This window comes from Ketobacter sp. MCCC 1A13808, assembly GCF_009746715.1.
Taxonomy (GTDB): domain Bacteria; phylum Pseudomonadota; class Gammaproteobacteria; order Pseudomonadales; family Ketobacteraceae; genus Ketobacter.
In genome coordinates, this window is the sequence record NZ_VRKW01000002.1 from 329173 (window position 1) to 348110 (window position 18938).

17 protein-coding genes and 1 riboswitch are annotated in these 18938 nt (G+C 50.3%); of the genes, 11 read left to right on the forward strand and 6 right to left on the reverse strand.

Going from position 1 to position 18938, the window contains the following annotated elements:
• Positions 1 to 6: 6 nt before the first annotated feature.
• The 6 genes from FT643_RS05385 to FT643_RS05410 form a co-directional block, all read right to left on the reverse strand.
• Positions 7 to 1086, reverse strand: a complete 1080-nt coding sequence (locus FT643_RS05385) for an ATP-binding protein (RefSeq protein ID WP_156869963.1) — start codon at positions 1084 to 1086, stop codon at positions 7 to 9.
• Positions 1083 to 4916 carry a cobaltochelatase subunit CobN gene (gene cobN / locus FT643_RS05390; protein WP_156869965.1) on the reverse strand — a complete coding sequence of 1278 codons (3834 nt, stop codon included), beginning with the start codon at positions 4914 to 4916 and terminating at the stop codon, positions 1083 to 1085. Before cobN ends, FT643_RS05385 begins: the two co-directional genes overlap by 4 nt.
• Positions 4916 to 6022, reverse strand: coding sequence for a cobalamin biosynthesis protein CobW (gene cobW, locus FT643_RS05395; protein ID WP_156869967.1), 1107 nt, complete (start codon positions 6020 to 6022; stop codon positions 4916 to 4918). The genes cobN and cobW overlap by 1 nt, the downstream gene beginning before the upstream one ends.
• Before the next feature lie 4 nt (positions 6023 to 6026).
• Positions 6027 to 6395: a DUF1636 family protein gene (locus FT643_RS05400; protein ID WP_156869969.1), complete on the reverse strand. Its 369-nt coding sequence runs from the start codon at positions 6393 to 6395 to the stop codon at positions 6027 to 6029.
• 10 nt (positions 6396 to 6405) lie between these two features.
• Positions 6406 to 7017 (reverse strand): cob(I)yrinic acid a,c-diamide adenosyltransferase, encoded by a 612-nt coding sequence (gene cobO / locus FT643_RS05405; RefSeq protein ID WP_198043375.1) that lies wholly within the window; start codon positions 7015 to 7017, stop codon positions 6406 to 6408.
• Positions 7018 to 7136: 119 nt separating this feature from the next.
• A riboswitch (cobalamin riboswitch) is annotated at positions 7137 to 7312 on the reverse strand.
• Between the two features lie 212 nt (positions 7313 to 7524).
• Positions 7525 to 8409 carry a helix-turn-helix domain-containing protein gene (locus FT643_RS05410; RefSeq protein ID WP_198043340.1) on the reverse strand — a complete coding sequence of 295 codons (885 nt, stop codon included), beginning with the start codon at positions 8407 to 8409 and terminating at the stop codon, positions 7525 to 7527.
• A 327-nt stretch (positions 8410 to 8736) separates the two neighbouring features.
• Between FT643_RS05410 and FT643_RS05415 the strand changes: the two genes are divergently transcribed.
• The 11 genes from FT643_RS05415 (at position 8737) to FT643_RS05465 (ending at position 18917) form a co-directional block, all read left to right on the forward strand.
• On the forward strand, positions 8737 to 9894 hold the full coding sequence (locus FT643_RS05415; RefSeq protein ID WP_156869975.1) for an SMP-30/gluconolactonase/LRE family protein: 1158 nt from the start codon (positions 8737 to 8739) through the stop codon (positions 9892 to 9894).
• Positions 9895 to 9921: 27 nt separating this feature from the next.
• Positions 9922 to 10986, forward strand: a complete 1065-nt coding sequence (locus FT643_RS05420) for an NAD-dependent epimerase/dehydratase family protein (protein WP_156869977.1) — start codon at positions 9922 to 9924, stop codon at positions 10984 to 10986.
• A 206-nt stretch (positions 10987 to 11192) separates the two neighbouring features.
• Positions 11193 to 12440, forward strand: coding sequence for an alkyl sulfatase dimerization domain-containing protein (locus FT643_RS05425; protein WP_198043341.1), 1248 nt, complete (start codon positions 11193 to 11195; stop codon positions 12438 to 12440).
• A 2-nt stretch (positions 12441 to 12442) separates the two neighbouring features.
• A complete protein-coding gene (locus FT643_RS05430; protein WP_156869979.1) occupies positions 12443 to 12928 on the forward strand; it encodes a VOC family protein in 486 nt (161 codons plus the stop codon).
• A gap of 20 nt (positions 12929 to 12948) precedes the next feature.
• Positions 12949 to 14100: a sulfotransferase family protein gene (locus FT643_RS05435; RefSeq protein WP_156869981.1), complete on the forward strand. Its 1152-nt coding sequence runs from the start codon at positions 12949 to 12951 to the stop codon at positions 14098 to 14100.
• Between the two features lie 30 nt (positions 14101 to 14130).
• Positions 14131 to 14889, forward strand: coding sequence for an SDR family oxidoreductase (locus tag FT643_RS05440; protein WP_156869983.1), 759 nt, complete (start codon positions 14131 to 14133; stop codon positions 14887 to 14889).
• Between the two features lie 49 nt (positions 14890 to 14938).
• Positions 14939 to 15151 (forward strand): hypothetical protein, encoded by a 213-nt coding sequence (locus tag FT643_RS05445; RefSeq protein ID WP_156869985.1) that lies wholly within the window; start codon positions 14939 to 14941, stop codon positions 15149 to 15151.
• A gap of 12 nt (positions 15152 to 15163) precedes the next feature.
• Entirely contained in the window at positions 15164 to 15862 is a 699-nt protein-coding gene (locus FT643_RS05450) for a Coq4 family protein (protein ID WP_156869987.1), read from the forward strand.
• A 269-nt stretch (positions 15863 to 16131) separates the two neighbouring features.
• On the forward strand, positions 16132 to 16518 hold the full coding sequence (locus FT643_RS05455) for a SpoIIAA family protein (RefSeq protein ID WP_156869989.1): 387 nt from the start codon (positions 16132 to 16134) through the stop codon (positions 16516 to 16518).
• 420 nt (positions 16519 to 16938) lie between these two features.
• Positions 16939 to 17841, forward strand: coding sequence for a dienelactone hydrolase family protein (locus FT643_RS05460; RefSeq protein WP_156869991.1), 903 nt, complete (start codon positions 16939 to 16941; stop codon positions 17839 to 17841).
• A 383-nt stretch (positions 17842 to 18224) separates the two neighbouring features.
• Entirely contained in the window at positions 18225 to 18917 is a 693-nt protein-coding gene (locus tag FT643_RS05465) for a hypothetical protein (RefSeq protein ID WP_156869993.1), read from the forward strand.
• Positions 18918 to 18938 lie beyond the last annotated feature (21 nt).

The window sequence follows — 18938 nt, forward strand, 5'->3', positions numbered from 1 at the left end:
GCAGTGCTACTTTTTTAGCGGTAACGGTTTGACGTTTTTAACTGCACTGATGGGGGTCACCTGCGCAGGCATTTCCCCCCAATCCGAATCAGGCCCGGTTGCCTCGGGCCCGCTGTTTTGAATTTCCTGCTGCTGTTGCGGTTGCGGTTGCAGCCCGGCCTGATGCTGATCAGGGCTCTGTGTGGGTTGTATGGCCGGGTCCGCTGCATTTTGATCCGCATTCGATTTACGCCGGTGCGCCAATACCAACTCACAAACGGCCAGAATATCCGCAGATGCAATTTGCTCCCGTTGGTGCCAGGCCGCGTGCGCACGCGACGCTCTCAACAGCGTCAGGTCAGCCCTGACCCCTTCAACATTGGCTTGATGACAGATGCTGCTCACTTGCTCATAGACTTGATCCGTAAACAGCAACCCCGCCAATAGGGTCTGGGAACGCAGAATACCTTCTTTCAACCGATTCTGGGTATCGCTATGCTGCTGCTGGAAACGTTCCGGATCGGCGTCGAAATTCATTCTGGCACGGACTATAGCCTGTCGGATAGACGGCTCGATATTGGCCTGCAAATCCACAAACAATCCAAACCGATCTAACAGTTGCGGACGCAGCGTGCCTTCTTCCGGGTTCATTGTGCCCACCAATACCAGGCGCGCATCGTGCTGATGAGAGATACCATCACGCTCAATTCGATTGATACCGCTGGCAGACACATCCAGCAAAACATCCACCAGCGCATCCGGCAACAAGTTGACCTCATCGACATACAGCACACCCTGGTGTGCGCGGGATAACAAGCCGGGTTTGAATTGGACCTCGTTGTGTTTTAAAGCCGTTTCAATATTCAGGGAACCGATTAGCTGCTCTTCACTGGCACCTAATGGTAATTCCACAAACTCGCCCTTAGGCAACAACTCAGCCAACCCCCGGGCACAGGTGGATTTGGCGGTACCGCGCGGCCCCTGGATTAACACACCGCCGAGCGCCGGATCAATTGCCGCTAATAACAACGCCATTTGCAATTGTGCCTGCCCCTGCACAGCACAGAAAGGAAATTGCAAACGCGGGGCATGTAAAGCAGTGCTCATGACATTAAACCTTCCAGTTGTTGTTCGCTGTTCAGCAAATGCTGTTCTATTTGTTGCCGGTAATCACCGGGCTCCTGCCAGAGCCCCCGCTGTATTGCTTCCAATAACCGCTCGCACATATCATGCAACGCATCCGGATTGTGCTGCTGTAAAAAAGCGCGGTTAGCATTGTCATTCAAATAGGCATCGGTGACACTTTCATACTGATCATCACGCACCACCCTTGCCGTAGCATCGTAGGCGAACAGATAATCCACGGTGGCGGCCATTTCGAACGCGCCTTTGTATCCGTGACGTTTTACTCCGTCAATCCACTTGGGGTTAGTGACACGAGAACGCATTACGCGGCTGATTTCCTGCGCTAATGAACGAATTTTCGGCGCCTGGGGATTACTGTGATCCCCCATCAACACGCTGGGTTGGCGACCACTGTAATGCCGTACGGCTGCCGTCATGCCGCCGTGGAATTGATAATAATCGTCGGAATCCAGCACATCGTGTTCGCGATTATCCTGGTTCTGGACCACCATATCGATCGAAGATAAACGCTGACTAAAGGTGTCCCGGGCATCGGTGCCATAATCGTTCTGCCCATAGGCGTAACCACCCCAGTTGCGAAACGCCGACGCCAGATCACTATCCTCATTCCAATCACGGGAATCGATCAGATGCTGCATCCCGGCACCATAGGCGCCCGGCCGGGCACTGAAAATCCGATAGCGGGCTTGTTTCTGAGCTTGCTCCGGCGCGATACCCTGTTGCACCAAATGATCGGCTTCCTGCTGCATGCGAACGCGTATCGGGTTGACGTCCGCCGGCTCATCCAGCTCTGCTATTTTCTGCACTGCTGCATCAAATAAGCGGATAACGTTGGAAAATGCATCCCGGAAAAAACCCGACACCCGCAAAGTCACGTCTATGCGTGGCCGGTCCAGTAATGACATGGGCAAAATCTCAAAATCGGCAACGCGGTTACTGCCATTGGCCCACTTCGGTTTCACACCAATCAAGGCAAACGCTTGAGCGACATCATCACCGCCGGTACGCATAGTGGCAGTGCCCCAGATCGACAGGCCGATGGCTTTGGGATAATCACCGTGTTCCTGCACATACTTTTCAATCAGCAGGTCCGCAGATTTAAATCCCAACAACCACGCCGTGGGCGTCGGGATTGAACGCGTATCGACAGAGAAAAAGTTTCGCCCGGTAGGCAGTACGTCCGGTCGTCCACGACTGGGTGCGCCACTGGGGCCCGGCGGCACAAAACGCCCCTCCAGGCCACGACAGAATTGCAGCAGCTCCTGTTCGCCGCAGGCTTTTAATTTCGGAATAAGATCATTCTGAATACGGGTGAAGACCTTTGCAGTATGCTGCCACGCAACCGGCAACGGCTTTTGGGCGTCGCCACCCAGCAGCACCGTTTCAAGCAGCTGCAGTGCCAATAATTCCAACCGCTCGCGCGTATCGCCGGCATGTCGCCAGGGAGCATCACTGACCTCTTGCAATGCTGGTGGTCGCTCCCCGGTCCAGGCAAGATTCCATTCGCTATCCAGCGGGTCGAAGGTGTCTTCTCCACCATTATCCAGCTTAAAATCCAAAGCCAGCGCACGAATTAAGCTGTTGTTGTGGTCACTGCCAGCGGCCACCGGATATCGTGCCAGCGCCAGCAAGGTATCCCGCAACAACCGCCCGGTCGGGGACTCACCCAATATATGCAAGCCATCGCGAATCTGGCTTTCTTTCAGTTCGCACAAGTACGCGTCCGTGCTGTTCAGCACCGCTTGCTCTTCCGCTTCAGTTGTCGGTTCGGGCAGGCCCAGATCCTGATGCAGGTTGTGTTTGATTATGTGCTGCAGAATGTGTTTTCGCAGCAATTTGGCGCGCTTCGGATCCAGACTCAGCGCTTCATAGTATTCATCCACCTGACGCTCCAGATCCTGCGTCGGGCCGTAATTTTCTGCGCGGGTCAGCGGAGGCATCAAATGGTCGATTATCACGGCCTGAGCCCGGCGCTTCGCTTGGGTGCCTTCGCCTGGATCATTGACGATAAAAGGATACAGGTGTGGCGTGGGGCCAAAGATTAAATCCGGCCAACAATTTTCACTGAGCGCCACGCTTTTGCCCGGTAACCATTCCAGATTACCGTGTTTGCCTACATGGGAAATTGCATCGATTTTCCATACCTTGCGCAACCAAAAATAAAACGCCAGATAAAAATGCGGAGGTATTAGCTCGGGGTCATGATACCCGGCCATCTGATCCAGCAGATAACCCCGTGCCGGCTGAATGCCCACAAAAACATTACCGCAACGAAGTCCCGCAATCATAAAGCGGTTATTGCGCAACATCGGGTCCTGTTGCGGCTCGCCCCAGCGTTCGGTTATCAGCTCACGGTTAGCCTGGGGCAACTGACTGAAAAACTGCAGATACTCTTCCATCGCCAAACTTTGTTTGGCGGGCCGGGTCGCCCAGTGATCCGGGTCGTTGGTGATGCCTTTTTTCAGGTGTGCAATCAGTTCGTCGCCATCTCGCGGAATGGCGTCCACACCATAACCGGACTGTCGCAATTGATTCAGAATATTGATCAGGGAATTGGGTGTATCCAAGCCCACCCCGTTACCCAAGCGCCCTTCTTTTGTGGGGTAATTTGCCAGGATTAATGCCAGTCGTTTATTTTGATTCGGTAATTCACGCAGGCGACACCAACGCCGTGCCAGCTCACAAACAAATTCACTACGCTCTTCGTGGGGCTGGTATTGCACCACATCCGTTTGCGTTAATTCACATCGGTAGGCCAAGCCCTTAAAGCTCACCGCGCGGGAAATAATTCTTCCGTCTACTTCCGGCATGGCAATGTGCATGGCAATATCACGCGGTTGCAATCCGTGCGGATCTTGTTCCCATCCGGCCTGGTTTCCTCCGCTCAATACCAGCTGCAACACCGGTATATCCCCCACCAGGGCGTGATCACCGGGATCATCTATACCGGAATGGGCAAACGCCGTAGTATTCATAATCAGACTAACGCTATTATCCCGACACAATTGCTGCAATGTTTCCAGACACAGCGGGTCTTTCAGTGACGACAACGCAATGGGTAATGGATTCAGGCCTTTACTCAATAGCACATTACATAAGTGCGAAAACACCAGTGTGTTGCCTGCTTGCAAATGAGAACGGTAAAAAAGAATCGCCACGCACGATGCATCCGGGTGCCATTGTGCCCGCCAATGTTCTGCTGATGCGTGCTCTTTCTGAGGATGGAACACACTGATCAGCGGCAGCGGTTTGGCAGGTAATACCGGTAACGCAATTTCAAAAAAACGCACCGCCAGATAGTGAAAGAATTGACGGGCATTAGTTCCACCACCCTCCCGCAGATAACGCCACATTCTGCGACAGCTTTCCGCATCCACGGTGCTTTTCATTAACAGATTGGTATCTTCTGAGGTGTCACCGGAAAACATCACTAACTGGCGCTCTCCGGATTGACACATCTCAACCACCTGCTCAGTGCCATAGGGCCAATAACTTTCACCACCGAGATGATCAATAACAATCACCTTGGCGTATTGCAACACTTGCTCCAGATACAAATCGATGGAGGCGGGCTGCCGTAAATGCAACAAGTTGGCCAGGCGCACGCTCGGGAAACTGAATTGCGCTTGCGCTCCAGGCTCTGCCTGTATCGCCATGACCTGCGCGGACAGCAACGCCAGCGTGGAATCAGACGCACTGAGAATAACAATATCCGCAGGGGTCTGATCCAAGCGGGTGATGATCGACTCATCGTCAATAAATCCCCCTGGTTGTGCCGCCAGTAAATGCATTAAACGACAGGTTCCACGTTCACACGGTGACTCACCTGCAATACCGCTTTGCTCAGTTCTTCGTACAGTAGTTCCTGATTCAGATCTTGCCCGATTAACACCAGATGAGTATGCGCCACTTCGTCCGGATTCCAGCGCCGGTCAAAATAACTATCAAAGCGCTTACCAACACCGTGCACGACCAATCGCATTGGTTTTTCTGGCAAGGCAACAAACCCTTTCACCCGAAAAATAGTAAACTCCTGCACCAGGTGATGCAGGGACTGCATCAGCAAATCCTTATTGACCACCGGTAAGGAAATCACCACGGAATCAAACTGGTCATGATCGTGTTCATGCTCGCCATCTTCCCCATGATGGGAATCGTGATGGCTGTTGCGTTCATGGATATTGTCCTCGGTACTGCTACCCAATCCCAGCAGGACATTTAAATCCAGCTTGCCATGATCGCTGGCAATCACTTTTACCTGCGCTGGGATTTCCTTGCGCACCAGCGCTTCTACTTCGGCCAACACAGTGCTGTTTGCCAGGTCTGCTTTACTCAGCACCACCAGATCCGCCGCCGATAACTGATCTTCAAACAACTCATGCAATGGCGATTCGTGGTCCAGATTGGGATCGGATTTACGTTGCGCATCCACCGCAACCGGGTTTGCCGCAAACTGACCGGAGGCAGTAGCAGGCACGTCCACCACCGTAATCACGGCGTCCACCGTGCACGCATTTTTGATTTCCGGCCAATTGAACGCCTGTACCAGCGGCTTTGGTAACGCCAGACCGGAGGTTTCAATCAGGATATGATCAATATCATCGCGGCGTTCTATCAATTGCTTCATTACCGGATAGAATTCTTCCTGCACCGTGCAACACAAACAGCCATTGGCAAGTTCATATAAGGTACCGCTTTTTTCGCCACCCTCTTCATCACAGCCGATGGTGCAACCTCTCAGGATATCCCCATCGATACCCAACTCGCCGAATTCATTGACGATCACCGCAATACGGCGGCCATCGGCATGGTCCAGAATGTGACGTAACAATGTGGTTTTACCGGAACCAAGAAATCCGGTCACAATCGTTGCCGGTATTTTATTCTGCTTGCTCATTTGATTATTCATCCTCAATGGCAGGTATTCTGGCAATGAATTTGCCTTTAATATGTTCCGGCCAGTCCCGGTAGGGGACCTGTCCGGTATCGGATAGCTGGTAGGCCTGGCAGTACTGCAATAATGCGGTGACGGCGTTTTGATCCGGCAAAAAATCCCCGATCACATAACCCAGCTTACGGTTATTACGCACCTGTACCACACAGTGTCGCTTGCACGCCATCAAGCAGCGAAAACGTTTCAGACTCACGGGCAGCGCTGAATCTTTTATGGCCCGTTCCAATGCGTGTGCCAATCGCTCGCCTGAATGCACCGCATCCGGCTCGCTATCATTGAATCCACAGGTTTCGCAAACCAACAAGGTCGTGGTCATAACCGGACGACTAAAAGTCGATGCCCGCCTGCGCTTTCACCCCGGCTTTATAGGCGTGTTTTTCATCCCGGATTTCACTGACGGTATCCGCCAACGCGAACAGTTCCGGCTTGGCTCCACGGCCGGTCACAATGACGGTTTGCATAAACGGACGCTGACGAATCGCCTCTACCACTTCCTGCGTATCCAGGTAGTTGTACTTCAGCATATAAGTAATTTCATCCAGCACCACCAGGTTGATGCTTTCGTCTTGCAGGAGCTGTTTGGAAAAGGCCCAGGCTTCATCGGCCGCCGCTTTATCTTTGTCCCAATCCTGGGTGTTCCAGGTGAAACCGGTAGCCATGGCATGATAGGGAATTGGCAGATTTTGCTGTTGCAGAAAAAGCACTTCGCCGGTGGCCTGCGTGCCTTTTATATATTGCACGACACCCACCTTATGACCGTGGCCCAGGGCTCGATAAAGGGTACCGAAAGCGGATGTGGATTTGCCCTTACCGTTTCCGGTAATTACCAATACGATACCGCGCTCTTCCTGAGCACGCTCGATGCCGGCATCAACTACTTCTTTTTTGCGCTGCATGCGCTCGTTATGGCGCTGCTTTTTCTCCGAATCCATACCCATTGCCTTTGCCAGATTAAAATGAAAATCTAACACTAGAAATGCTTTGGACGTGGGGAATGGAAGACAGAAAACTCAGACTTCAGAGATCGCTGGCCGACCCGCCCACCGCAGGACAAAACACCTAATGCTCGCTAAAGGCCGGTCTCCAGACTCGTGAGCACGCCGGCTCACCTACTGTTGCGGGGGCAGTAAAGGCATTGCAGTGAACCCAGAAACGATCTGGCTGCGCACCTGTTTCCCGATTATCGTTTCAACCAGAACGGCTTTGAAACGCACCTCAAGCGCCTGCATCATATAACAGCGCCAAGAAAAGGGTCAACTTGGAATCAGCCGCAACCAACGCAAGCACTGGGCAATGGAGCGGGCCGGGGCTTCGAGCCGACCCCTTGCTTATACATCTATAAATACCAATAACCCGTCGCTACTTTACCCCCAACCCCAACAGCTCATATCTTCAGGGCTATTCGGGCATACCCTTAACCTAATTAGTGCACCCGTTAACCGGTTCTAGACCGGCCGAACGGAGGAAAAGTTAAACGAACGGACACGTTGCCGGTATTCGCCAGGGGTTTCTCCGGTTGCGCGACGAAACGCGTAACTGAATGCCGCGGGTGTGGAGAATCCCACCACATAGGAAACTTCCTTTATACACTGCGTACCTTCAAGGTATTTCTTTGCCTTCTCAATCCGGCATTGGGCGATATAATCCCCAATCGAGCATCCTCTGCTGGCGCGAAAGGCGCGGGTCAGCTGCCTCACGGATAATTTACACAACTCAGAAAGCTCGGTTAACGTAGGTGCTTCAGTGAGATCCATGAGCCGTTCGTCAATCAACCGCAGACGCCAAGGTGTCAGCACACCATTCTTGGCATCATCAAGTGTCGAAGCATAGTGGCGAGTCAGCTCAATAGTAAGTTGGCCTGCTATCAACTCTGCTAATGCTTCACTGGCAAATCCGGGGTGCTGAGCCTCTTCTCCCAAACGTAATAGCAGGCTGCGTATATGGCCGTTACGGATATTGAGGCTGGTTTCCAAGTGACGATCCGTCCAGTCCACTTTATTTTCGAACCAGCAACCCTCAGGACCAACGGGCAGCAGACAAATCATTGCCTTATGTCCACCCTGATCACCCCGTGCGTGAAACGCATGACCGGCAGGAATCAAATAGATATCACCAAGGCTTTCAAAGCGATGTGGATCCCAATAGTCTGTATAGCAGGCTCTGGCATTATGCAGCCGGGGCGTAAGAGAAAAATCGATCCAATGAGCCTGCCTATCAATCAGCACTTCATCAATCGGTTCAGAGAAATTAAAGTTAATTAAAAGCGCCTTAACCGTCGGAGCCTGAAGCGACGCTTCTATATTCATACTAACGGCTTGAGCGTTCACCATGGATTTAACCTGCTGCGATCTTTTTCTGACTGCGTTGTAAATGTGTCTATCGGATACGTGAGTATACTGGCAATAGCAAATTAGCGGCAACATTTCAGCGAAAAGCTCTCTATAACGAATCAAACTTCCCTCAGCCATCTAAGGCAATTCGGCCCGACCTCGAATAACAACGGCCCGAAGACGATAGCCTTTTGCAATTACAATACAACCCGATTTTGACATAGTAAGGACCATAACTACTAGCGCAATGATTCGCAACGAATCTTGATATGCCTATTAATGAGTCCGCCTTTACCTATGTTTATGCGCTGAAAAAAAGGGAACAATATGATGGAAACCAAAAATAATAAAAATGCGGGTAACAATATTAATAATATCATCCCAATCAAGTGGATAAGTTTCATTATTTTTATACTCAGCACCTGTCTAGCGCAGGCTTATGAACAGGAAACCTATCTGAATTTACAGGACGTTATCGAAGACCTGAACAGTGGTGGACACTCAGAGCTGGCAGAGATGTTTGCCAGCAAAGGGTTTCACCCCGATGGTATTAAACTGGGCGTTCCCTGCACTCCGACTGAAGGCAAACTGTATGTCAGCTCCTTGGCTACCGGTGCCGTACTGGAAATCGATCAGAATGGAACGGTACGCCCCTATGTCAACCCCAAACGCGGTGAAGCCTACGGTAATAGCTTTGATTCCCTGGGCAATATGTTCGTTTCAAGAATTGTGCGCTTCAAGAAAGCCGGTGGAATTGACGTAGTTCCGGTGAACTCCCCCATTCCTGCAGATGGCAAAGTCTGCTATGCCGTTCCCAATGCAACAACGTCTGTGAATGACTTGGTTGTCACCAAAGATGGCCGAACGTTGTTTTTTGCAGATGATACCGGCGGCCGTATCTTTCGATGCAATGTTGAAATCGACGATGTCAACGTCAGCTGTGATTGTCGACTCTGGTTAAAACACGCTTACACCGCCTCTATGGCAAACCTCTTCGGTGGTGTAGACGGACTGATTCTAGATGAAAGCGAACAAAACCTGTATTTCAACAACTTTCTAAAAGGAAAAATATACAAGGTAGCCATAAATCCCGATGGAACGCCTGCAACACCTCAAGTGGTGACAGCGGATCCTATATATGCGTTAGCGGATGGTATGAGTCGTGGCGGGGTTGATGGCACCGCAATCTATACCGCCACGTTTAAGCTTTCCGGTGGCTCGGCTATTACCAAAACCGATATGAACACTGGCCAAACCAATACAATTGTTGAAGATACCTCTTACCAATTTCTTAGCCCAGGAGCCGCACTTACGGTCGACACGACGGGCCAATATGAAACCCTGTTCATCAGCGCGATGGACTTGCCGGGTTACCTGCTTAACTATCGGGTTGCCGGCAGCGATGGAGGACAAATAGTAAAAGTAAAGCTAGACACTAAGCCGCAAAGCCAAACCATCGGATCAACTTGCAATCAATCATTTTAAATTCCCAACAAACTGCCGGAACAGAAAATGCCAACTCAAACCCGAAATCCGAAACCCGATGAGCAACCCGTATTGGTGACAGGTGCTAGTGGCTTTGTTGGAAGCCACACGGTACGGCTGTTGGTACAAGCAGGCAGAAAAGTCCGGGTATTCCTACGTAAGACGAGTAATACAGATTCTCTGCAAGGCCTGCCCGTTGAAACCTATTATGGTGATGCGCTGGATCCGGCCTCCCTACGCACCGCCATGTCAGGTTGCAGCAGTGTGTTTCATTGCGTGGTCGATCCGCGCTTTTATCTAACCGACCCTGCGCCATTATTTAACAACAATGTACAGGGACTCGTAAACAGCATGGAGGCGGCACTGGCCTGTGATATAAAACGCTTTGTTTTCTGCAGCACAATGGGCACGTTAGGGAGAAATGCCAACGGCCCGGTCACAGAAGAGATACCGTTTAACTGGTATGACCAAGCACCGCCCTATATTCGTTCACGGCGTCAAGCCGAAGATAAATTTAATCAGTATTGCCGTGAAAAAGGCCTTCCCGGAGTCGCCTTATGCATTGCTAATACCTACGGCCCTGAAGATTATCAACCCACACCCCAAGGAAAAATGCTGTGGGAGGTAGCGAACGGAAAAATGAAGGTGCTGTGGAACGCTGCCCAACCAACAGTGGATATTCGCGACGCTGCGATGGCGATGCTATTAGCTGAAAAAAAAGGGCGCATAGGCGAACGCTATATCATCGCCAATGAGTATGGCAGTTACGAAGAGCTTTTTGGCGCGGTAGCGGCTTTAGGCGGCCAAAAGGAGCCCACCATTCTTCCGCTTTGGCTGGCAAAGTCCAGTGCCTGGACTGGGGAGCACCTCCTGAAATTGTTACGTCGAACTGATTATTTAGTTCGAAGTGATGCCGTATTCCTATCTGTGGCTTTCGCAAGACTCGATAGCAGCAAGGCGAAAAAGGAGCTGCTGTGGCAACCCAGGCCGTGGCTGGAAACGGTGAGGGATTCGATCAATTGGTTTGCTTCCCGAAACAATACCCACCCGATCGAGATGCCCCCTATTTTTGGACATAAAAAACGTGAATAATTTTTGCCACGCGCTTCTGTTGTCACGGTTTGACGGTGGCCGGTCAGCGAATAATAACGGCCTGAAATCGATATTATTTGGAGGTTACACCTTCATGGAATTTTGACAAAGTAACTACCTGTTATTGAGAAATTCAAAGTGCTCCGTTTTATAACAATAAAGACCGCGCAGCCATATTAAAATATTTAAAGGAGAACCACCCGACAGTGAATGCTTCCTATGAATTGCCACCGGTAGCTGCCCTTGTTACAGCAGGGCTCTCGCAAACCGAAGCTGAACCGGTTACCGACTCTATTTTTAGAATAAGAGATATCGCCAATCTTTATTTAGTGAAGACGGACGACGGGGACGTTCTTATCAACTCCGGATTAATGGATAACGTCGCCAGCAATCTGGCCAAGTTGCGCCCTCATCGAAGCGGCCCGTTGCGAAAAATTATTATCACCCAAGCCCATCCAGATCACTTTGGTGGCGTACCGGAACTGCGCGAACCAGAGACCGAGATTATAACTGAGCGACGCTTTTCCGAAACCTGTCTTTTTTTTAATGATCTGGCGCCTTACCTCAAGCGTCGCATGCTGAAGCTTTGGGGCATGACCTTTGACAGGCCGGACGATGCTCCAGAAGTTCCCGAAATTGTATCCGATATCACAGTGGATGGTCAGTTCAGTTTCAGTCAGGGCAATCGCCAGTTCGAAGTCATTTCAACACCTGGAGGCGAAACACTTTGTTCACTGACGGTGTGGTTGCCTGAGGAACGTATCGTCTTTGTCGGTAATCTCTTTGGTCCGCTACTTTCGTCCATGCCCTTTCTGACAACCATTCGGGGTGAAAAACCGCGCTTGGTAAAACCCTATCTGGATGCGCTTGATCGCGTTCGAAAACTAGGCGCTGAAATTCTGATTGCCGGTCATAGTGAACCGGTAAGAGGTATAGACAACGTTCGGGCAGTACTCGATAAAATGTATTCTGCCGTATCCTATGTCAGAAACGAAACACTGAACGGCATGAACGACGGAAAAGATGTCCACACACTGATGCGCGAAATAAAACTGCCTCCGGAAATTCGCATCGATGAATATCACGGTACTGTGGCCTGGGCAGTACGGGCTATTTGGGAAGAAAGTTCTGGCTGGTTCCATTACGACTCAACCACGTCGCTTTATGGCGTTCCCCGCTCGAGCATTGATGAAGACCTGGTGGAGCTTGCAGGGGGCGCTGACGCACTAGCACAGAGAGCAGAAGAAAAGCTATCGGATGAACGGCCATTGGAAGCGATGCACTTACTCGACATCGCTTTAGGGGCCACACCTTCAAACAGCGCAGCGCTTGCAGTAAAAAAGCAAGTGCTGGAACAACTCTTGATTCAAGCAGCCAACATCAACGTCAGTGAAGTAATGTGGCTGAGATCGGAACTAATGTTAACCGAGCTCGCACAGGCTCAGCAGGAATAGCCATGAAATTATCCAATCATTACCAAAATGCCTACGTGACTCATGATATTGAAAAAGCAATATCGATGTTGGAGATCAAGTACGGTTTCGAAGGAATCAGTCCAGGAGAAATAGAACTGGACGTTGTCACACCCAGCGGCAATAGAAAATTGCACATGCAACTGGCGTTTTGCTGGATCGACTCAATGCAATTTGAGCTGATACAACCAATATCCGGTTGCGTTGAACATTATCTAAGTTCACTGCCTTCAGATGAAACTGACTTCTCTCTACGTTTCAACCACGTGGCTATGCGCCGTGATGACATGGATGCCATGCGAAATGAAATCAAAGAACTTGATCTCCCGGTTTTATTTGAAGGAAACCTAAACGGGCTGTGCTTCATTTACGTGGATGCGAGAAAAAGTCTGGGTCATATCCTCGAATATGTATGTACCACACCGGAAATCTGGAATCTTTTGGGCTGGCCAGCTGGAAAGCAAATATAACGTAACGAAATAGGTAGATTATGAATAATAAGCTGGTAGCAGATAAGCTGATTGCGCAGGCACAACAGGAAACCAAACTTCAAGACTTTGATTCGGATAGCTATCGAGAGGGCTTGGAAATATTAATAACGGACCTGAATATTGAGGCTCCAGGCTCTTTTTTCTTTGAACGTAACCGTACCGATATAGTTGATTCATTAGCAACTCGCCTGCGCGTTAATAATTACTTAACTAAACGATCCGAGTTGCTTGAGCGCCCCGTAGCAAAGCCAATCTTTGTCTTCGGTGTGCCTCGCACCGGCACCACATTGCTCAGCAATCTGTTGGCAGCCGATCCTGCACATCGCTCCCCCTTAACTTGGGAAATCGAAGATCCGGTTCCGCCACCCTCCACAGAAACTCTTTACACTGACCCGCGAGCACTGAGCCGTCTAGAAGAAGAACGTAAATTCCTGGAAAGCGTTCCGCAGGCAGGGAAATATTATCGCATGTCCGCGACCTACCCCTATGAATGCAGCTTTTTTATGCGCCACGATTTTAAGGCCTTGTTTTGGGAAGGCCGAGGCAAGTTGCCCAACTATCGTGATTGGCTGTATAACACTGATATGACGGCGACCTATCAATACCATAAACGCTTCTTGCAGTTGTTACAGGCTGACGCACCTGGCATTTGGAATCTCAAAATGCCATCCCATGGATTGTGGCTGCGCACATTACTGGAAGTCTATCCGGATGCTCGCTTGATCTGGACGCACAGAGATCCCCTCGCTGCCACTGGATCCTATTGCAGTCTTATGTCGCTATCTCACTTCGCTTCCACTGATAAAATTCACTCCGAATGGATAGCAGAGAATTACTCCTGGCAATGCGCAGAACATGCAAATCGAATTATGGATGCACGGGAAGCCCTGGGGCACCATAGAATTATCGATGTACATTATGGGGAATTAATGCGTGATCCAATTCCAACCATGCGCAATCTGTATAAGCAGCTCAATCAAGACTTCTCCACCGGGGCGGAAAACGGAATGCAATCTTGGTTATCCGATAATCCACAAGACAAGTTCGGGCGTCATGAGTACAAACTGGATCAGTTCGACCTAAAAGAAGCCAACGTTTACAGTATGTTTGAACGCTATTTGTCTGCATACGACGTAGAGACCGAAGTGTAAACACAGACATATTCAATTTGAGGTAGGACGATGACAATATCGGTTGAACTTAGCGGTAGACGAATTTTAGTGACGGGTGCTTCGAGCGGACTGGGAGCTGAAATATGCCGTTCGCTTGTGCGTCACGGATCTCAGGTTGCCATGATAGCCCGGCGCAAAGATAGACTGGAAGAGCTTCAAACAGAGTTAGGCGAGATGGCGGTAGCCATACCCTGCGATGTTACTGACTTTCTGCTATTACAGGCTGCTGTCGCAGAAGCGACCGATAGAATGGGCGGCCTGGACAGCATTGTCGCCGTGGCCGGCAGAGCGATGGTGGGATCAATCGAAACCGGTGAGCCCGAGCGTTGGCGGGATCTGATGACGCTAAATATCATCGCGCCGCTGGCAACTGTACGTTACGCAGCTGAACATCTAACTGATAATGGCCGTAGAGATGTGATATTGGTTGGCTCCACCGGCGCCATAACTCCGATTCCGGGTGTCGGTATTTATGGCGCAAGTAAGCGGGGGTTACGTGCCGCCTGCGACACTCTTCGCCTGGAATTAGCGCCGAAAGGTATAAATGTAAGTTTTATAATGCCCGGCATGTTTGAAACCGAAGGTCTTGTTGGCGCGGTTGAGTTTGATGGTGCCATGCCACCCTCGGAGATACCGATGTTTACTTCAAACGGATGTCCTGCGCCGCCTCAAACCCTCGCTGATACCACCGCGTTTATGATGGGATTACCAGAGGGCGTTTGCATTAATGAGTTGGTAATACGGCCAACCGGACAACTGAACCCCTAAAACGAAAAAAATTATCAAAAACTTGAATCAAGTCTGAGGAGAAAGCTTTATGGCGTTTAATGCAGAAAATAAACTGGGTGAATTGGTCGATAACGAAGCCGCCTACGCAGTGCTCTTGAAGCATTGGCCTAAATTAGGAACGGCGGGCCCCATGTTAAATATGGGCCGAGGGATGTCACTCAAGCAAATAGCAGGTTTTCCCCAAGCAGAGCTGTCTGCAGATACCTTGCAGGCCATCGTTTCCGATTTGGAAAATCTCTAAGGAAATGGCAGCATGACGTCAATTGAAAGCGTTCTGCCTGGCGGTGCGCTATACCTGCCAGAGCGCGCGGGATGGCTCAGGCGGTTACGGGTGGGTATAAGAGCTTTGCGGGTGCTGACCCGAAATCCGGATGATTGTTTTGCAGCACCCGCATTTCACTTGAGCATGGATCGTGAAACCTGGGAAAAGGTTGCGGAAAAACTGCGAGACACTACGGAAGGACGATTGCTTCTTCGTGAGCGCCCCAGCTTACAGGCCAAAGACCTGGATCTTTGCGCGTTGCGTATGCTGCCTCCGGACAGCCTTGGAAATACACTGGTTCGGTATTACGATGACAATGGCATTGAACCTTTTAAAAGCCTTTATCCGGTAAATAACGATGTGGAATATCTTGCAACTCGTTATAGAGAGATTCACGATATTGCACATATCGTCTCTGGCTATAAACCAGATGAAATTGGTGAACTGGAGCTGCAAGCCTTTATCTTGGGAAATCTCGGGTTGCGTCAAAGTGTGCTTGCCATAGTCGGCACAGCACTGTTTCCACCTTCTCAGTTCCCACCTTTACGCGCTTACGCTCGCAGGCTGATGGCTGCGTTCAGACGCGGGCAAGCAAGCGGTGATATTGCAATTGAGCCGCGATATGAACACTTTTGGGATCACACCCTGGAGGATCTCAGGCAACAATTAAGAATCGCAGCTTCAAAGTGAATCGATCCCAACTGTCCAAGGAGGATCTTGGTCCAAGGACAATCTTGGTCGGGAGGAAATTCTGCCTAACATTGCTAAACTCAAGTGTGAGAGAAATATTCGCCGGGTATTTGCCGCAGACAATTGCGTTGTCCGTGGCATTGTTTCTTTCGGTGACGTTCTGGCGCAGCTAACTGATTTTAAAAGCTAACCCGAATAGTCCGAAACTTATATGCCTACATCGTATCGAAGGAAGCGTTACTTTACTCTACTCATGCAAGGAGCCCCCCATGTTAACGGTTACTCAGAATGGTCCGAACCGGATAGATCTTGAACTCAGTGGCAAGCTGAATAAAGCAACAATGAAAATTGCCCTGGACGAGATCATCACTAAATCCGAAGGCATTCAACACGGTAAAATGCTGTACCGCATTCACGATCTTAATTTACCCACCCTGGGCGCTTTGGGAGTTGAGATTGCCCGCCTTCCCACTTTATTCAAAACTATCAAAGGCTTTGACCGGGTCGCTGTCATTACGGATAAAAAATGGTTACGAAAAGCGAGCGAGTTCGAAGGCGCGCTAATTCCTGGCCTGGATATAAAAGCGTTTGCAGCAGAAGGCGAAACCGATGCAGAAGCCTGGTTGCTTTCAGAAAGCGCTGTGGCTAAACACTAACCTACTGCAGCACTCGATCTATGGTGCGTCCGCCAGCACCGTACTAACGTAAAGCAGAAGCGGACGACGCCAGCCTGACCCCGGCTGTCCTGCAAGACGCGCTAACAAATAACGTCTTCGCTATTCCTTTCACAGCTTGGCCAATTTTTCCCGCCTGATTTAAGAAAATTGATTCCGTATTATTCAACGGGTCACCCTAGGTCATTGACTGGCCGCGCATTTGTCCACCATCCCATTGCCTTATGACCAATAATTACCGCTTCTACGGCCAAAGTTACTTACTGAAATATACACTTCGTAGACGCCAGAAAATGAATGTTTATTATTTTATTCGCCCCAAGTATCGCTCTGGTTGATCGGCAGGAAAACGATCAATTTTAAGAGCGGGATGGAATAACGTTAATAAGAAGGAAACGTAAAATGAAAGCAAAACTTCCGAACAGGACTCTACTCGCAGCAGCCTTAGGATTAGGCCTTGCCGCAATGACCACTACGTTCCAGGTTAATGCAGCGGATTGCCCCGCTGATGCCATTTGCCGCAACGATGAAGCGCCCGGAAATTACACCCGCAATGGTCCTTACCGGGTTGCAGATTTTAATATGTCACGCTTTGACGCCGCCGGTGGTGCTACCGTGTACTACCCCACTAACGCAGAGCCTCCGTTCGCCAGTCTGGTATTCTGTCCACCCTTTATCGGATCACAATACATGTATCAAGCCTGGGGGCCCTTCTTTGCTTCCCACGGTATTGTCATGGTCACGATGGACAGCGAGACTATCCTCGACACCGTCGACCAGCGTGCAGGACAACAACGTGAAGTGCTGGATGAGCTGAAAGCAGAAAACAGTGATCGTAACAGCCCACTTTACGGCAAGCTGGATACCTCACGCATGGGCGTTACCGGCTGGTCAATGGGTGGCGGTGCAACCTGGATCAACTCAGCTGAATATCCCGGCCTGAAAACCGCCATGTCATTGGCAGGACATAATCTGTCTGCAATTGACTTCGACTCCAAGGGACGCAACACACAGATACCGACCTTGATCATGAACGGCGTAACCGATCTGACCTATTTGGGCGGCCTGGGTCAATCCTCCGGCGTATTCCGAAACATTCCACGCGGCGTTCCCAAGGTAATCTACGAAGTAGCAACCGCTGGCCACTTTGCCTGGGGAACACCCACTGCCGCTTCCGATAACGTTGCTGAACTCGCATTGGCGTTCCAGAAAACGTTCCTGGAAGGTGACCTTCGCTGGGCACAATATATAGATCGCCCACGCAGCAATGTTGCCACCTGGGATAGCGAAAACATACCCCAATAATGCCCTGCAAAAAAGGTATCGGTTTTCAATAACGGCCTGGGTCGGGTGACCAGGACAAAACGGTGCGAAGGCCAAACCGGGTAAAGGTTACCGTAACCCCATAGACAAAAATAAATGAACGTTTATTATTTATCGGGTATCGCCCTTCTGCAAGGCACTCATGGAAGGAGATCCGTTGAGCGGGATTCATCTTCCGCTGACGAAACAATGGAGCAAACCGGATAGGTCAGACGTTCCGGGTTACTGCATTGAGGGGTGAAAGCTGGAGTGTATTTTTACCTTTTAGCATGCAACACTTGATAGTGCGCCAGAACGGTTTCTGGCGCACTTTTTTCCGTGTTGCGACCCCATTAAAAAGAAAGCAGTTTATCAAGGAACGCACAATGAGCACACCCGAGCAATCCAACTCGCCCGCCAAGAAACCCATGTTGCTTTTATTAACCGTGACAGCTCTCGGGGTAGGAGTCGTTTGCTACACGGCATTCGGTACGAATAAGAACGCGGAACCGATCACCGAATCAGCGACGACGACACAACCCGGCGCGGCCGTTGTCACAGACGATAAACGTACTCCGGGTACACACGAGCAGATAGCATCAAGTATCCGCGTTCCGGAAAATGACGACAGTAACCGTGCTTTGGCGATCAGTACCGGTTCCATGGCTGACAATAATGCTGATCAACCATCCGTTACCGATATCGCCCGAGAAAATCAGGCTGTGCAAACCCAATACTTGCGGGAAGTGCTGCCGGACAACGATTTGATCCCGTTTGAACGTACGCCGCAAGAAGTTGAAACCATGATGGCCGAGTTTCAGGAGCACAGCGCCCTGCAGAAAAAAATTGAAGCCGGGGAAGCCACTGAAACAGACCAACTGCGATTCTATGAATTGCGAGCTTCAAAGCTGGAAGACGAAATTGAGTTAATAAAGTTATGTCAGGATGTGCAGGCAAATACACTGGACGCCGATGAAGAAACGGCTCCCACATTATGTGCCAATGCGACTGCCAAAGGCAGCCAACGTTTACAACAGCTGGAAGAGATGCTGGCCGAGTTGGAACATAAATATCTGTAATTAACCCGGTGTGCTAAAAGG